The sequence below is a fragment of the Vibrio fortis genome (genome assembly GCF_024347475.1).
Lineage (GTDB): Bacteria > Pseudomonadota > Gammaproteobacteria > Enterobacterales > Vibrionaceae > Vibrio > Vibrio fortis.
On sequence record NZ_AP025487.1, the window covers coordinates 2,769,227 to 2,785,683 of the forward strand.

Annotated in this window: 14 protein-coding genes; 1 reads left to right on the forward strand and 13 read right to left on the reverse strand. The window is 46.8% G+C overall.

Annotated elements, in window-relative coordinates; translation table 11 throughout:
- Positions 1–111: 111 nt before the first annotated feature.
- Together relA and rlmD are read right to left on the reverse strand one after the other, a co-directional pair.
- Complete coding sequence (gene relA / locus OCV50_RS12075; protein ID WP_239841237.1) at positions 112–2,334, reverse strand: GTP diphosphokinase; 2,223 nt, start codon at positions 2,332–2,334, stop codon at positions 112–114.
- A 108-nt stretch (positions 2,335–2,442) separates the two neighbouring features.
- Entirely contained in the window at positions 2,443–3,768 is a 1,326-nt protein-coding gene (gene rlmD / locus OCV50_RS12080; RefSeq protein WP_239841238.1) for a 23S rRNA (uracil(1939)-C(5))-methyltransferase RlmD, read from the reverse strand.
- A gap of 165 nt (positions 3,769–3,933) precedes the next feature.
- Here rlmD and barA point away from each other — a divergent pair, with 165 nt between their 5' ends.
- The gene (gene barA, locus OCV50_RS12085) at positions 3,934–6,747 is read left to right on the forward strand and encodes a two-component sensor histidine kinase BarA (protein ID WP_261903158.1); all 2,814 of its coding nucleotides are present in this window, start codon (positions 3,934–3,936) and stop codon (positions 6,745–6,747) included.
- A gap of 96 nt (positions 6,748–6,843) precedes the next feature.
- Here barA and acpS read toward each other — a convergent pair whose 3' ends face one another.
- From acpS to rpoE, 11 genes are all read right to left on the reverse strand, one after another.
- A complete protein-coding gene (acpS, locus tag OCV50_RS12090) occupies positions 6,844–7,224 on the reverse strand; it encodes a holo-ACP synthase (RefSeq protein WP_032549800.1) in 381 nt (126 codons plus the stop codon).
- Positions 7,225–7,252: 28 nt separating this feature from the next.
- Positions 7,253–7,990 (reverse strand): pyridoxine 5'-phosphate synthase, encoded by a 738-nt coding sequence (gene pdxJ / locus OCV50_RS12095; RefSeq protein ID WP_239841240.1) that lies wholly within the window; start codon positions 7,988–7,990, stop codon positions 7,253–7,255.
- Entirely contained in the window at positions 7,987–8,718 is a 732-nt protein-coding gene (gene recO, locus OCV50_RS12100; RefSeq protein WP_261903159.1) for a DNA repair protein RecO, read from the reverse strand. The genes pdxJ and recO overlap by 4 nt, the downstream gene beginning before the upstream one ends.
- A gap of 87 nt (positions 8,719–8,805) precedes the next feature.
- The gene (gene era / locus OCV50_RS12105) at positions 8,806–9,777 is read right to left on the reverse strand and encodes a GTPase Era (RefSeq protein WP_239841241.1); all 972 of its coding nucleotides are present in this window, start codon (positions 9,775–9,777) and stop codon (positions 8,806–8,808) included.
- Entirely contained in the window at positions 9,770–10,447 is a 678-nt protein-coding gene (gene rnc / locus OCV50_RS12110) for a ribonuclease III (protein ID WP_032549805.1), read from the reverse strand. The genes era and rnc overlap by 8 nt, the downstream gene beginning before the upstream one ends.
- A gap of 26 nt (positions 10,448–10,473) precedes the next feature.
- A complete protein-coding gene (gene lepB, locus OCV50_RS12115; RefSeq protein ID WP_261903160.1) occupies positions 10,474–11,370 on the reverse strand; it encodes a signal peptidase I in 897 nt (298 codons plus the stop codon).
- A 97-nt stretch (positions 11,371–11,467) separates the two neighbouring features.
- Positions 11,468–13,261, reverse strand: a complete 1,794-nt coding sequence (lepA, locus tag OCV50_RS12120) for a translation elongation factor 4 (protein ID WP_239841243.1) — start codon at positions 13,259–13,261, stop codon at positions 11,468–11,470.
- A 134-nt stretch (positions 13,262–13,395) separates the two neighbouring features.
- On the reverse strand, positions 13,396–13,866 hold the full coding sequence (locus tag OCV50_RS12125; protein ID WP_239841244.1) for a SoxR reducing system RseC family protein: 471 nt from the start codon (positions 13,864–13,866) through the stop codon (positions 13,396–13,398).
- Positions 13,863–14,828 carry a sigma-E factor regulatory protein RseB gene (gene rseB, locus OCV50_RS12130; protein WP_261903161.1) on the reverse strand — a complete coding sequence of 322 codons (966 nt, stop codon included), beginning with the start codon at positions 14,826–14,828 and terminating at the stop codon, positions 13,863–13,865. The genes OCV50_RS12125 and rseB overlap by 4 nt, the downstream gene beginning before the upstream one ends.
- Positions 14,825–15,466, reverse strand: a complete 642-nt coding sequence (locus OCV50_RS12135; protein WP_239841246.1) for an RseA family anti-sigma factor — start codon at positions 15,464–15,466, stop codon at positions 14,825–14,827. Before OCV50_RS12135 ends, rseB begins: the two co-directional genes overlap by 4 nt.
- A 26-nt stretch (positions 15,467–15,492) precedes the next feature.
- Complete coding sequence (gene rpoE / locus OCV50_RS12140) at positions 15,493–16,071, reverse strand: RNA polymerase sigma factor RpoE (RefSeq protein WP_032549813.1); 579 nt, start codon at positions 16,069–16,071, stop codon at positions 15,493–15,495.
- Between the last annotated feature and the right edge of the window lie 386 nt (positions 16,072–16,457).

Genomic DNA, 16,457 nt, shown 5'->3' on the forward strand with positions numbered 1-16,457 from the left:
TGTCATCCCCAAGAGTGAAGAATGAGCGAGTTGGGGATCTCAAACCGCATAGCGAGATTCCCTATCACGTTCGTCCCTCACTGTAGGGAATGACGAGGATGATACCAAATATCACCCCAACCTCTTGACGCTCATGACATCTTTAATCTGCTCAACGCGGCTTGTTACGCGGCTGAGAATTTCAATGTTGGTCACCTCTAAGTCAAAGTCCATCACTGACAGCTGACGCTTGTAGTCGGTGCGACTCTTCATAGTCGTAACACTTATCTTCTCATTCGCGAACAGCGATGTGATGTCTTTTAATAGACCACTGCGCTCTAGCGCTTCAACACGCAGCGTTAGGATGTAAGAGCCGACGAAACCATTACCCCAAACCGTATCAATAATACGCTCTGGCGCGTGGATTCTTAGCTCGCTCAACTGTTCACAGTCGCTACGGTGAACCGAAATACCACGACCTTGAGTGATGTAACCCTTGATGCTGTCACCTGGAATTGGCTGACAACAGCGAGCAAGGTGCGTCATTAGGTTATCGACACCTTCCACCACTACCGCGTCTTTCTTAGGGCGGCTCTGCTGAGCTGGCTTGTTCTCTGACTCAAGCAGCTTCTCTAGCGCTTTTTGATCTTCCTCTTCCGCCGTTGGTTTATTCACCAAAGCGTTGATGTGGTTGATCACTTGGTTGATACGCAGGTCACCGCTACCGATACCGGCATACAACTCATCTGGCGTATTCACATTGAAACGCTTCAGGGCATATTGGTCTGCATCTTTGAGCGTTGCGCCAATTTTATGCAGCTCACTCTCTAGAATATCGCGACCCGCTTCGAGGTTTTTCTCACGGCTTTGTGCACGGAACCAAGCGTTAATCTTAGCGCGAGCACGACCTGAATGAACGAAACCTGTGGTTGGGTTCAGCCAATCACGTGAAGGGTTTGGTTCTTTCTGAGTGATGATCTCAACCTGATCACCCATCGAGAGTTTGTGAGTAAATGGAACGATACGTCCACCTACTTTGGCACCGATACAACGGTGACCGACCATTGAGTGAATGTGGTAAGCGAAGTCCAATGGAGTTGCGCCCATTGGTAAGTCGACCACATCACCGCGTGGTGTAAATGCGTATACACGGTCATCAAAGACTTGGCTACGAACTTCATCCAGCATCTCGCCAGAGTCCGACATCTCTTCTTGCCAATCGATCAGCTTACGCAGCCATGTGATCTTCTCATCGTAACCACTGCGACCACCTGATGAGCCTTCTTTGTACTTCCAGTGCGCCGCCACACCCAGTTCTGAGTCTTCGTGCATCTGTTTAGTACGGATCTGGATCTCGATGGTTTTGCCTTCTGGTCCCAGAACCACGGTATGGATAGATTGGTAGCCATTCGGTTTCGGGTTCGCGACATAGTCATCGAACTCGCTTGGCAGATGTTTGTATTTGGTATGAACAACACCGAGCGCTGCATAACAGTCTTGCAGTTGGTCTGCGATGATGCGTACTGCACGCACATCGAACAGCTCGTCAAAGGCCAAGCCTTTCTTCTGCATTTTGCGCCAGATGCTGTAGATGTGTTTCGGACGACCACTCACTTCAGCATTGATGCTAGAGCGCCCCATTTCAGACGTAAGGTCATCAACGAAGTCAGTGATGTACTGTTCACGAACGATACGACGCTCAGAAAGCTGCTTAGCAATCTGTTTATAGGTGTCTGGTTGTTGGTAACGGAAGGCGTAATCTTCGATTTCCCATTTAAGCTGACCAATACCAAGGCGGTTTGCTAGGGGAGCGTAAATGTTGGCACACTCTTTCGCTGCCGCTCTACGCACCTCATCTGGGGCTTTTTTCACCTCGATAAGGTTACAGATACGCTCAGCAAGCTTGATAACAACGCAACGGAAATCATCCACCATCGCCAATAACATGCGACGCACGTTATCAACCTGACCCGACGCTGCACTACCCTCAAGGGTAACGTTGAGTTGGCCAAGTGCCGCCATCTCTTCAACGCCATCAATCAGTTTAACGATCTCTTTGCCGTAGCTCTCTTCAAAGGCTTCTCGCTCAAATACACCACTGGAGACAACTGGGAAAAGCTGAGCCGCAACGAGTGTCGCGCGATCCATTGATAGCGTCACCAAGATTTCTATCATCTCTCGGCCACGCCACAATAGCAGTGAGGCTTGCTCATGCTCTTTTAGCAGTTCTTCACAGTGACGATAAACCTTGATCAGTTTATTCGACGTTTTGGCATCCTGATTTAAAGATGCAATCCAACTTTCTAGCTCAAACTGTTCGCTTGGGTTTAAATGTGCGCTTCGTACCGCAACCATCATGCCTTCCTAGTTATTATGTTTTATACCCAACTCAGTATGACTAACCGCGTCCAAGTTAGTTCGACTCATACTGGTAATAAGACGTTTCTTATACGCCTTTTCGTTTTATGAATTCTCTTTGACAAATAGTGCCATAGATTCCAAATGACTGGTATGTGGAAACATGTCTAACATACCCATTTTGACCATTTGATAACCTTGATTTTGCAAGCTTGCCGTGTCTCTAGCTAGAGTAGCAGGATTACATGAAACATAAACCACGCTCTTAGCCCCTAGCGCTGAAATTTGGTCGACGATCCCACTTGCTCCGGCACGTGCTGGATCAAGCAACACCTTATCGAATTTCTCTTTCGCCCACGGCTGAGAAGAGAGTTCTTCCTCTAGGTTCGCTTGGTAAAAAGTCGCGTTGCCAAGCTGATTGATTTCGGCATTACTCGTGGCTTGTTTTACCATTTCATCGACACCTTCGACACCAACCACCAGCGCCGATTGTTTTGCGATAGGCAAACTGAAGTTACCCAAGCCACAAAATAGATCGAGAACACGCTCATCAGCTTGTGGGTTCAACCATTCAATCGCTTGTGCCACCATCTTCTGGTTCACTTGTTGATTCACTTGAATAAAGTGATTCGGCTCAAACGGCAGCGTAACGCCTGTTTCACTGTATGTCGGCGCCTCACCCACTAAACGAATCAGCTGATCCGTTTCTGGCATTGAATACAAGATTGCACCCTGCTCTGTCGCTAAATCGATAAGCGCTTGCTGGTCTTTGTCCGCTAGCGGTTTAAGATGACGCAGCACAATCACGGGGCCCTTGTCAGACAGAACCAGTTCTACATGCCCAAGGTTCATTGGTTGGCTAAAAGTATCGAGTAGCGCTTTCAGCTTTGGTAGCAGTGCATTCAAGCTTGGCTCTAGCACTGCACAATCCGTCACATTCTCGATGTGTTTGCTCTGTTTTTTACGAAAGCCAAATTGCAGCTGTTGATTCTTTCTATCCATAAACAGGCTGACGCGCGCACGACGACGATACCCCACCTGCGGGCCAGTAATTGGCTCAGCTATTTCGGTAGTTGGCGTTTGGTACTGATTCATCAAGTGGCTAAGCGATTGTCCCTTATGCTCCACTTGCGATGCGTAATCCATATGTTGTAAATGACAACCGCCACACTGATTAAAGTGCTTACAGAAAGGCTTCAGTCGCTGTTCACTTGGCTTTAAGAGTTTGATCAGTTTCGCACGAGCAAACTTACTTTTGCTTTCCGTTAGTTGAATCACGACTTGCTCGCCTGGCAGCGCGCCATCAATAAACACAGGTTTGTTTTTCTGATATGCGATACCTGCGCCATTGTGATCCATTCGTTCAACCAAAACCGATTGATGCTTGGTCTCGAATTGAGTTTTCTTTTTTGGTTGAAAAAAACGTGCCATTGCTTGTGCCTAAACTATCTTTTAATCATTTATTTGTATCCAGGACTCACTATTATGCCTTGGAATCATTGTCGAACGTGGCGGCTTTGATTAAGCTTACCGTTCACTTAGCCACCATTGTGTGCGTTATTTTCCCATATCCAGACCTCGATGTAATTAAAGAACATGACCAGATATGGCTTGAGAGCCCGTGTAATTACCCTAACTCTAGCTCCGACCCTGATTATAGGGTTGTTATTGAGTGCATTCTTCTCATTTAACCGCTATCAAGACCTCGAAGGACAAGTTGTCAACACAGGTACCAGCATTATAGAGCCTCTTGCGATTGCAAGTGAGTCTGGCATGCAATTAGAGAGTCGAGAGTCGGTTCGTCAGTTAATCAGTTATGCCCACCGCAAGAATTCGAAGTTGGTGCGCAGTATCGCGGTGTTTGATGAGCGTCATGAGCTGTTTGTTACGTCCAACTTCCACCCGGACTTTGAAAGCCTGACCTATCCAAAAGATAAGCCTATCCCGCATCTAAGTTCGTCGAAGTTGCTCGACAATACGTTGATTTTAAGAACGCCAATTATTGCCGAAGGTCAGTTCATGAACTCTGCTAACGGGCAATCTCAAGCGAATCAGGCGGTCGGTTATATCGCTATCGAGCTAGACCTTTCTTCACTGCGTTTACAGCAGTACCAAGAGATCTTCTCAGCGTTCCTTGTGCTTATTTTAGGTCTTGGCTTATCAGGGGTATTTGCGTTCCGTCTCATGCACGACGTAACTCAACCGATCACACACATGAAGAATATGGTTGACCGAATTCGTCGTGGTCACCTAGATGTGCGTATCGAAGGTAAAATGCACGGTGAGTTAGACTCGCTAAAGAATGGCATCAACGCGATGGCAGTATCTCTGTCGGAGTACCACGTTGAAATGCAGCACAGCATCGACCAAGCGACATCCGATTTACGTGAAACACTTGAGCAGTTAGAGATTCAGAACGTTGAACTCGATATCGCGAAAAAACGCGCTCAAGAAGCGGCGCGCGTGAAATCAGAATTCTTGGCAAATATGTCTCACGAATTAAGGACTCCGCTCAACGGTGTGATTGGCTTTACTCGTCAGATGCTGAAAACACACTTGTCCACCAGCCAGACCGATTACCTACAAACCATTGAGCGTTCAGCTAACAACCTACTGAGCATCATTAACGACATCCTCGACTTCTCGAAACTCGAAGCGGGTAAATTGGCACTTGAGAATATCCCGTTCGAGTTCCAAGCAAGCCTTGAAGAAGTAGTAAACCTACAAGCTACCAATGCTCACGAGAAAGGGCTTGAGCTTACTCTGAAAGTTGACCCGAAAGTACCTGCTGGTCTTGTCGGTGACCCGCTACGTATCCAACAAATTCTGACTAACCTAGTAGGTAACTCGATCAAGTTTACCGAGCGCGGTAACATCGATATCAGCGTTGAGCTACGTTCTCAATCTGAAGATAACATCGAGCTACAGTTCATGGTGCGCGATACGGGTATCGGTATCTCTGAGCGTCAGCAAGCACAACTGTTCCAAGCCTTCAGCCAAGCAGATGCGAGTATCTCACGTCGCTATGGCGGTACTGGCTTAGGTCTAGTTATCACCCAAAAACTGGTGAGTCAGATGGGCGGCGAGATCAGTCTAACCAGTCGTCTGCACCAAGGTTCAACATTCTGGTTCACGCTAAGGCTATCAACAACTGATATGCCGATGACGGAACTTATCGAGACGCAGTGTCTGCAAGAGAAGCAGCTGTTATTGATCGAGCCAAATATGCAAGCGGCATCAATCACTCAACAAGTCCTAACTCAAGAAGGGTTGGTGGTGACCTACCGTTCGGTGATGCCAGAGGAGTCAACCAGCTACGATTACGTTCTCCTCAACCTTGCAGCGAACCAAGACTATGAATTAGAAGTGGTTCAGCAATGGGCAAACCGCGCTAGGGAGATCTCGCAAAACGTTATCATTGGCACCCCAAGTACAGAATTGGCATTGGGTGAGCAGCTGATGAAAAATGTCGATGTACAGTGCATTACCAAACCGTTGTCTCGTAAGAAGCTGCTGCAAACTCTGGTTTCTAACCAAGCACCACTGCTCAACGCGCCAGTCATTGAGACGCACAGTGACGAGAAGTTGCCACTGACGGTTATGGCCGTCGATGACAACCCAGCCAACTTAAAACTGATTACCGCACTACTGCAAGAACGTGTGGAGACGGTCGTCAGCTGCACCAATGGTCAACAAGCGATTGACCGAGCGACAGAGCAGACATTCGATATCATCTTCATGGATATCCAAATGCCACAAATGGATGGTGTGACCGCGTGTAAGCACATTAAAGAGCTAGAAAACAACGCCAACACACCTGTGATTGCGGTAACAGCCCACGCCATGAGTGGCGAGCGCGACCGCTTACTTGCTGCAGGTATGGATGATTACCTGACCAAGCCAATTGAAGAACATGTATTGCAACAAGTTCTGATCCACTGGAGCCCAGAATCCGAAGTGGAGAATGTGGAAAAGATCGACCCTGAGCACCCTGCCGTTGGCGTAGAGGTTGAGAGCCACGCTATCGAAAGCGAAAGTAGCCAACACAAAAACATCATCATTGATTGGCAAGCAGCGCTTAAACAGGCAGCGAATAAAGAGGACCTTGCACGCGACATGCTGCAGATGTTGGTCGACTTTATCCCAGAAGTGTATGACGCAGCAGAGAAAGCCATTGAAGAGCCTGATTACCCAGTTGATGAACTGATACACATCATTCACAAGATGCACGGTAGCAGCTCATACAGCGGCGTACCAAGACTCAAAGCTGTGTGTGCCACCATAGAGAAAGAGCTGCGCTCGGGCACTCAGATAGAAGATATCGAACCAGAGCTGTTCGAACTTCAGGATGAGCTAGATAAGGTGCAGGCCACTGCTATTCACTACCTAACACCAATTCAGCCGAGTTAGCACTCGACTCTCACAAAATATTAAGTAGCTAAAACCAAAAAAGCAGAGCCAATGGCTCTGCTTTTTATTATGTAATTTTCAAGGCTTAGCGCGATCTTAAGACTCGAACAACACCGTTGCTACCGCGTAGTGGCGCTCATCTGAAATGGTGATGTGGATAGAGTTAACACCAATACTTGCGGCTAACTCTTTCGCTTTATTGTGCAAGGTAAGAACTGGCTTACCATGCTCATCGTTCGCGACCTGAAAATCATGAAAGGTCACACCCATTGCGATACCCGTACCTAATGCCTTTGAAGCGGCCTCTTTAGCGGCAAAGCGCTTAGCTAAAAAGCGCCCTTTCTGCTTCAAAGAGTGAAACTGTTCAAGCTCCACCTCACTTAAGATACGTTCCGCAAAGGCTGCGCCACTGCGTGCTAATGCCTTTTCAACTCGCTCAATCTCTGCGATGTCTGTACCAAGGCCAACCACTGCCATGACTCTTTAACCTTTCAATTATTATCAATTAAGCGTTGTTACGCGCGTTTTCCATTACCGCTTTCATATCTGATACCGCTTTCGCTAGACCATCAAATACGGCACGACCAATCACTGAGTGACCGATGTTCAACTCGTAGATCTCAGGCAGAGCAGCGATTGGCGCTACGTTGTGGTAAGTCAGACCATGACCTGCATTCACAGTGATGCCTAGGTCGTCTGCGTAGCTTGCGCCCGCTGCGATTTTCTTCAGCTCATCTTGTTGATCTTCTTCAGTCTTCGCTTCTGCGTAGTGACCTGTGTGCAGCTCGATGAATGGCGCTCCACATGCTTTCGCAGCATCAATTTGCTCGCGGTCTGCATCAATGAATAGCGACACTTTAATGCCCGCTTCAGTTAGCTTTTGCGTCGCTGCTTTTACTTTCTCAAGTTGACCAACGACATCCAAGCCACCTTCAGTTGTTAGCTCTTCACGCTTTTCAGGAACAAGGCAAACAAACTCAGGCTTAGTATCTAGTGCAATCTGAACCATCTCATCAGTGACGGCCATTTCTAGGTTCATGCGCGTCTGAATAGTTTCAGCCAGAATACGAACATCACGGTCAAGGATATGACGACGGTCTTCACGTAGGTGAATAGTAATACCGTCTGCACCTGCACGCTCAGCAATCTCTGCAGCATGAACTGGATCTGGGTATTGAGTGCCACGCGCATTACGTAGGGTTGCAACGTGGTCGATATTAATGCCTAAAAGGATTGAGCTCATTTTCCAATACTCCGTGCTCTAGAGAGACCTATTTGTGGCATAAACAGCTCTCTACTTTTTAATGGTTTGCCGCCAAGATACGGCTTTAAGGCTATGCGTGTAAAGCGTTTTGCCGCTTTTAACTGCTCTTTCGTTATAAATCTACGTTCACTGATCGCTATCAGTTCATCGCCCATGAAGGTCAGGTTGTCACGACGCACCGAGGCGATAAACCCCTTCTGCTCGCGATAGCGATAAGTCATTGTCGGATCAATAGGTTCTCCGGTACCGGCACAGTGTAGAAAATCAACGCCGTAACCCATTGCCGATAATAGAGCGAGTTCAAAGCGTCGCAATGCAGGCTCTGGGTTCTCATTATGCGCCAGTTCTGTTAAAGCATTAAGATAATCATGAAAAAGTGCGGGCATCGGCACTTCTGCCATTAAAACTCGCCCGATTAATTCATTCACATACATAGCGGAATAGAGGTTAATCCCAGTTAATGGCAACCCAAGGCTGATCGGTTCCGCTTGGCGCAGTGTTTTCATTGAGCCATTGCCAGACCATTTCAGCAGCAGTGGGGTAAACGGCTGCAGCGCTCCCTTGAGGTTGGAACGCTTACTGCGTGCCCCTTTAGACATCAGTGTCATTCGTCCGAACTCTTCACTGAACACATCTAAGATCAGGCTAGATTCACTGTACGGTCTGCGATGTAGTACAAAGCAGCGCTGTAACCCTTCTGGAGACATATCACCTTCTAAATAGAAAAAAGGAGCCTAGTTGGCTCCTTTTATAATGGTTTTGACCCGGAGCGAAGCGCTTGCGCCTCTTGCGGGTTATAAGTCGTCGATGTAGCCCAATGAACGCAGTGCACGCTCATCGTCAGCCCAACCAGACTTCACTTTAACCCAAGTTTCTAGGAATACTTTACGACCGAATAGCTCTTCCATATCCAGACGAGCTTCACGACCAATTGTCTTGATCTTCTCGCCGCCTTTACCAATGACCATCTTCTTCTGACCACTGCGCTCGACTAAGATAAGTGCGTTAATGTGGAAGCCATCGTTATCTGGATTGTAGTCAAAGCGCTCGATCTCAACCGTTACTGAGTAAGGCAGTTCATCGCCCGTAAAACGCATTAGCTTTTCACGGATGATCTCTGACGCCATGAAGCGTTGAGAACGGTCTGTCACGTACTCTTCAGGGAAGTGGTGTGTCGCTTTCGGTAGGTGCTCACGAACATGCTTGCGCAGCACATCTGTGTTCTTACCGTGTTTTGCCGAAATTGGCACAACGTCGATGAAGTCCATCTTCTTAGACACTTCCATCATATGCAGCATCACGTCGTTACGATCTTGAACGTTATCGACTTTGTTCACACACAACACAACAGGGAAGTTCGCTTTCTTCAGCTTGGTTAGTACCATCTCATCGTCATCAGTCCAGTGCGTACCGTCAACGAGGAAAAGTACCAAGTTAACATCGCTCAACGAGCTGTTTGCTGCACGGTTCATCAGACGGTTGATAGCACGCTTTTCTTCGATGTGAAGTCCTGGAGTATCAACGTAAATCGCTTGGTAATCCCCTTCCGTCTCTACCCCCATAATACGGTGACGAGTCGTTTGAGGTTTACGCGATGTGATCGAAATCTTTTGACCCAGAATATGATTCAGAAGAGTCGACTTACCTACGTTCGGACGACCGACGATAGCGATGAAACCACAGTGCTGGTTTTCCGGTAGGCTAGGTTCTTTATTATCAGACGCAAAGAATGCATCGATATCGAATTCTTGGTTGTTATCAGACATTGCTTAGTTGCTCTAATGCTGTTTCAGCAGCCGCTTGTTCTGCCTTGCGGCGGCTAGTGCCTTTACCGATAACAGGTTTATCCACACCTGCCACTTTACACTCAACCGTAAACTCTTGGTTGTGTGCTTCACCTTTAATATTAGTCACTGTGTAGACAGGTAGCGGATTTCTTCGACCTTGCAGGAACTCTTGCAGACGCGTTTTCGGGTCTTTTTGAGAAACACCAGGCTGAATCGCTTCTAGGCGAGTTTTGTACCAGCTTAAGATAATGCCGCGAATCGTTTCAGTGTCGCTATCTAGGTAGATAGCGCCGATGATCGCTTCGACAGCATCAGCCAGAATAGAGTCACGACGGAACCCGCCACTCTTTAACTCACCTGGACCTAATTTTAAGTAATCTCCTAGGGCGAATTCACGACCTAGTTCAGCCAATGTATGTCCGCGTACCAAAGTAGCACGCATACGGCTCATATCACCCTCGTTTACTTTCGGGAAACGGTGGTAGAGATCATCAGCGATGACAAAACTTAAAATTGAATCGCCCAGAAACTCAAGACGTTCGTTGTGCTTGCCTGCAGCGCTGCGGTGAGTCAGCGCCAGGTGAATGAGATCGGTATCTTTGAATTGATAGCCGATCTTTCTCTCTAGTTTATCAATTGGAGAATTCATGCTCTCTCGATGTATTTAGTGATCGATTAATTAATGCCACCGATGCGGTTGAAACGCACACCAGTTGGGATCCAAGAAGGTAAAACACTGTCTGAGCCGCGCTCGAATTCAAAACTGATCCAAATCGCAACCGCTTTACCTACTAGGTTTTCTTCAGGGACAAAGCCCCAGTAACGGCTGTCTGCACTGTTGTCACGGTTATCACCCATGACAAAGTACTGCCCTTCTGGAACGACCCATTCATTAACACCAGGACGAGGTTGGTACGATTGCACACGGTCACGACGCAGCGGGTTAACTAAAACTTGGTGCTCGACTTCACCTAACTTCTCATTAAGCTGGATCAGAGGCACACCATCTTGAATAAATTGGCTCTCTTCAACGTTACTCAGCTTCACAGGTTTACAGCCTTGTGTGCCTTTGGTTTGAATACATAGCTCTTTGTTACTGTTGTAACGAATCATATCCCCCGGTAGGCCAACGACACGTTTAATGTAGTCAATGTTTGGCTGTGGCGGGTATTTGAATACGATTGAATCACCACGCTCAGGTTTACCAGTCTCTACCAGTTGAGTGCGCCATACTGGATCTTTCAGACCGTAAGCGTATTTCTCAACTAGGATAAAGTCACCTACAAGTAGGGTTGGCATCATTGAGCCTGATGGGATTTGGAACGGTTCATAGATAAATGAACGCAGCACCAGAACAAATGCAATTACTGGGAAAATGGATACGCTATTTTCAACCCACCAAGGCTGAGCCGTCACTTTTGCACTGGTTTCAGCATCTAAACCGTTAGTTTGAGCTGCAACGCTAGCCAGTTTCAGTTGGCGCTTCTTAGCCCAAACAAACTTTTCTAACGCCCATACAACACCAGTCACTAAGGTGACGATCACTAAAATAAGCGAAAATGTATTAGCCATTTATATCCCTTAAATTTCATTTCTTTAAAAATAACGAAAGTGAAAGAATAGCGAGCTACCCTTTCACTTTCAATTATTCGTTTAACGCTGGATAAGCTTAGTCTTTGCCAACGTGAAGAATTGCTAAGAACGCTTCTTGAGGCAGTTCTACGTTACCGATCTGCTTCATACGCTTCTTACCTTCTTTCTGTTTCTTCAGAAGCTTCTTCTTACGACTCACGTCACCACCGTAACATTTCGCGATAACGTTCTTACGCAGTTGCTTAACCGTAGAACGAGCGATGATGTGGTTACCGATAGCCGCTTGAATTGCGATATCAAACATCTGACGAGGGATGAACTCTTTCATCTTCTCTACTAGCTGACGACCACGAGTCTGAGACTGGTCTTTGTGCGTGATCATAGCTAGTGCATCAACAGTATCGCCGTTTAGAAGAACGTCTACACGAACCATGCTAGATGCTTCAAAGCGTTGGAAGTTGTAATCCAGTGACGCGTAGCCACGAGATGTTGACTTCAGACGGTCGAAGAAATCCAGTACCACTTCAGCCATTGGGATGTCGTAAACAACCGCTACTTGGTTACCGTGATAAATCATATCAACCTGAACACCACGTTTCTCAACACACAGGGTGATTACGTTACCTAGGTAGTCAGCTGGAACTAGGATATTACAACGAGCAATCGGCTCACGAATCTCATCGATATCGTTGATAGCAGGAAGCTTCGCTGGGCTATCTACGTAAAGTAGTGTGCCGTCTGTTTTCTCAACTTCGTAAACTACCGTTGGCGCAGTTGTGATCAGGTCTAGGTCGTATTCACGCTCTAGACGCTCTTGGATGATCTCCATGTGCAGCATACCAAGGAAGCCACAACGGAAACCGAAACCTAGAGCTGCAGAGTTCTCTGGCTCGTAGAATAGTGACGCATCGTTCAGGCTTAGTTTGCCTAGTGCATCACGGAAGTTTTCATAGTCATCAGACGATACTGGGAACAGACCTGCGTATACCTGTGGTTTTACTTTCTTAAAGCCTGGTAGCGCTTTTTCACAGCCGTTTTTAGCCAGTGTTAGCGTATCACCTACTGGTGCACCAAGGATGTCTTTAATACCACAAACAACCCAGCCTACTTCGCCAGTTTGAAGAACTTCAGTATCCACCTGTTTTGGTGTGAAGATACCTAGACGGTCTACACCCCAAACTTGACCAGTGCTCATTACTTTGATCTTGTCGTTCTTTCTCAGAGAACCGTTCTTGATACGCACTAGCGACACAACGCCAAGGTAGTTATCGAACCAAGAGTCAATGATAAGCGCTTGCAGCGGCGCGTCAGGATCGCCCTCTGGAGCAGGAATTGCTGAAACAATGTTTTCTAGTACATCGTCAACACCGATACCTGTTTTCGCAGAACAGCGGGTCGCTTCCATCGCGTCGATACCCACGATCTCTTCGATCTCTTCAGATACACGCTCTGGATCTGCAGCAGGAAGGTCAATCTTGTTTAGGATTGGCACAACTTCCAGATCCATTTCGATCGCTGTGTAACAGTTTGCTAGTGTCTGAGCTTCTACACCCTGACCTGCATCGACAACCAGTAGCGCACCTTCACAAGCCGCTAGAGAACGTGATACTTCGTAGGCGAAGTCAACGTGTCCAGGAGTATCGATGAAGTTTAATTGATAAGTTTCACCATCTTTAGCAGTGTAGTTAAGAGTCACACTTTGAGATTTGATAGTGATGCCACGTTCACGCTCCAGATCCATCGAATCAAGGACTTGTGCAGCCATTTCACGATCGCTTAATCCTCCACAAACTTGGATTAGACGGTCAGATAGGGTCGACTTACCATGGTCGATGTGGGCGATAATCGAAAAGTTACGAATGTGCTTCATAATTTGGTGTGACAAACTCTTTAAATTAGGACGGTAAGAAAGCCGCGCATCGACCGCAATTCATAGGCTGCGGTGGCGGCATTTCAATCAAGTTGGCAGATTCTACCCAATTTAACCGCAATACGCATCATAAATTAGACAAGCGGCTCACCAAGGATTCGAATCAACACGACTTGTTGCTTCGATTTATCTTCCATTGGTTTGGCCAAACGTTTCGCAAGGGCAATACCACCAGCTGTAAATATAGCAGCAGACAGAATAACTGCGCCCTCTCCTACTCCAAGTAAAGGCACTAAGAGTAGCTGACCAAAGGCGGCACCTAACATCATCATAAACAGCGGAACTAGGTAAACCAAAGCGGCAGACTGCAATAAGCTTCTTTCAGGAAAGCCTATTTCGACGATTTGCCCGGCTTTCACAAGGTTCTTAGTCGTGAGTTGCCAGAAAAGGGACTTGTTGCCAACAGCCTTGGTCACGATACCTGTACCGCAACTCTTTTGAGAAGAACAGCTGCTGCAACTGGTCTGTTGCTCACAGCTTAATTGAACGTGATAGTGAGCGCCTTGTTTCTCAACGGCGCTCACTGTAGCCAATGCGGTCATCATTGGCTTGAACCTTGGTTGGAAGCAAACTGCACCGATTGTGCGATACGTTGAGCAGTTGCTGGCGGAATATCACCGACTACAGAGATCTCATTGTCACCGCTCACAAGGCTATGCAAGGTGCGGCGACCTTGACGCACAAGTTGCCCTTTTAGCGAGTGTTCATCTTTGTCTGCGATATAAACCGAGAAGCTAAATAGCCCATCGCTGAACATTTGGCTTTCAACCATCTTATTGGTCGTTGCCATCGGGTAGCGGTTTAGCTCTTTCGCTTCAAAGCCGTCTGGAATCCAAGAAACGCGCCAATCGCTTTCTCCAACCACACCATCAGGCAGTGAGAGAACTTTTGGTAACTGAGCATTGTTCAGCCCAGCCATCGCTTCTGCAATCTTGTCATTGACCACGTAAGAAATCGTTCGGTATTGCTCAAGAATTTCACCATCACGGTCAAGCAAGTCTGCTCGTAGCGGAAGGTTGGTATTCTCATCGACCCACAACACGTAGGAGTATCGCAGACCGTCTTTTGGCACTACACGCAATACTTGCGTCGTGGTACCAGCTTCACGCGCACGCCCTACCTTCACGAAGTCGTAATACTCGTTTAGGATATCAATGTCGTTGTTCAACATCGGAATGACAGGCGCCACCATGTTGCCAGACTCAATCGTAAAGGGTTCAGTACCCGGTTCGATGTAGCTCACTTCATTGCCGCGTCGAATAACTTCACGTACAGGGCCACTTAAATAGACAAGGTGAGCGAGTTGTTGCTCATCACTGACAGCATGACGATACAAGAGCGGTTCAATACTGCTCTTTTTGATCAATATGTAGGAAAGTTCGTAATTTAAATGCTGACTGGCCTCGTTCATTTGATGCAATAAGGCCTTTGCAGACGGTTCTTCTGCAAAGGCGCTTGGAGAGATCAAGCTGAACAGTGTCAGTGCACTGACCAGGAATTTCTTCATTCAATATCCGATTCTAGACGCGACTCACTATCCGTTGACGCATCGTTGTTTAATCTCAATTGTAACTCGTAGTCTTGCAACATAGCATGTACGCGTTTGCGCTGCTCTTGCAAATTAGCGTCTGTTGCAGGCTTCTCAACAGATTCACGAGTAAAGCTTACAGGTTCCACAGAACCGGCAAACGGGATCGTTTGTAGTACAGGCAGTTGTTCTGCTTCAGGTGCGGCTGGATCGCTACCACCATACTGTTGAACACCCAAAATAACCGCCAACGATACACAAGCCGCCACTGCGACTTGACCAAACTGCTGCAGCCAAGCTGGCATTTGGCGTTTGGCTTGTTGAGGTTTAGGTTGTTCTTCTTGCACTTCTGGAGCAACAGTTTGTGACTGCTCTGGGCGCAGTGAATGTACATTGTCGAGTTTGTTGTGTGCAGGCTCGTTCTCAAGCGCCGCAGCGACACTGTCCGCAATGTTCCACTCTAGCGTTTCTGGCGCATCGCCTCGCATAACGTCACCGATTAAATGGTAACTCTGCCAGGTATCCTTGCTTTCTTGATCGGACTCCAACTCTGCAATCAGAGCTTTATCGATCGTTTCACCATCCATGAGTGCCGAAAGCTTTTCTTTATCAGCCATTATTTTCACCATAATTATTACAAGTTTTAGCGCTGTAAAAGAGGTTTAATCTTCTTTTCCACCGCTTCACGAGCACGGAAAATACGCGAACGTACGGTTCCTACGGGGCAATCCATTACTTCTGCAATCTCTTCGTAACTCAAACCTTCAAGTTCACGTAAGGTCATGGCAGTTTTCAAGTCTTCCGGTAGCGCTTCAATCGCACCGAAAACCACTTCTTTCAATTCTTTCGACAGCGTTAAGTTCTCAGGGTTCGAAATTTCTTTCAATGCGCTGCCAGTTTCAAAATATTCTGCATCATCTGCATCTACATCGGTTGCAGGAGGCCTACGGCTCTGTGCAACTATGTGATTTTTTGCTGTGTTCACGGCAATTCGGTACAACCATGTGTAGAAGGCACTCTCGCCTCTAAAGTTTGGTATCGCGCGGTAAGCCTTTATAAATGCTTCCTGTGCCACATCAGCCACATCACCGGAATTATTCACGTAGCGAGAGATAAGATTGCAAACTTTGTTTTGATACTTAACCACTAACAGATTAAATGCTTGCTTATCTCCACTCTGAACTCGCTCAATCAACACTTGATCGGTTAGCTGCTCGTTCATTCGAGCGGGTACTCCTATTGTTATCACCCTTACCTTCTCAGATATGGGTACTAATTATGCGAAATGTAGTATTGACACCACTGTCTACATGAGCACTATTGTGACTAGGTCAAATAAGGAAAGTTCCAACTTTCTTAAAATTATTTGCCATTATTGTTTCACAATGTGATGTAATAAAAATAGCTACCCCTATCAATTTGGGGAAACTTAAGCAAAAGCAATGGTATTGAGCAATTAAATATTTCTAGATAGCTGTCTATATCTTGATTCTGCATTGTCTTTAAGGACTCATTGAGACTGAGTATAACAGTCGTTAAAGCCCTCCTGAAACAAGACAAAGTCAATTTAGAGTGGACAACTCGACTATAAGCCCGGGATTTAAAAAG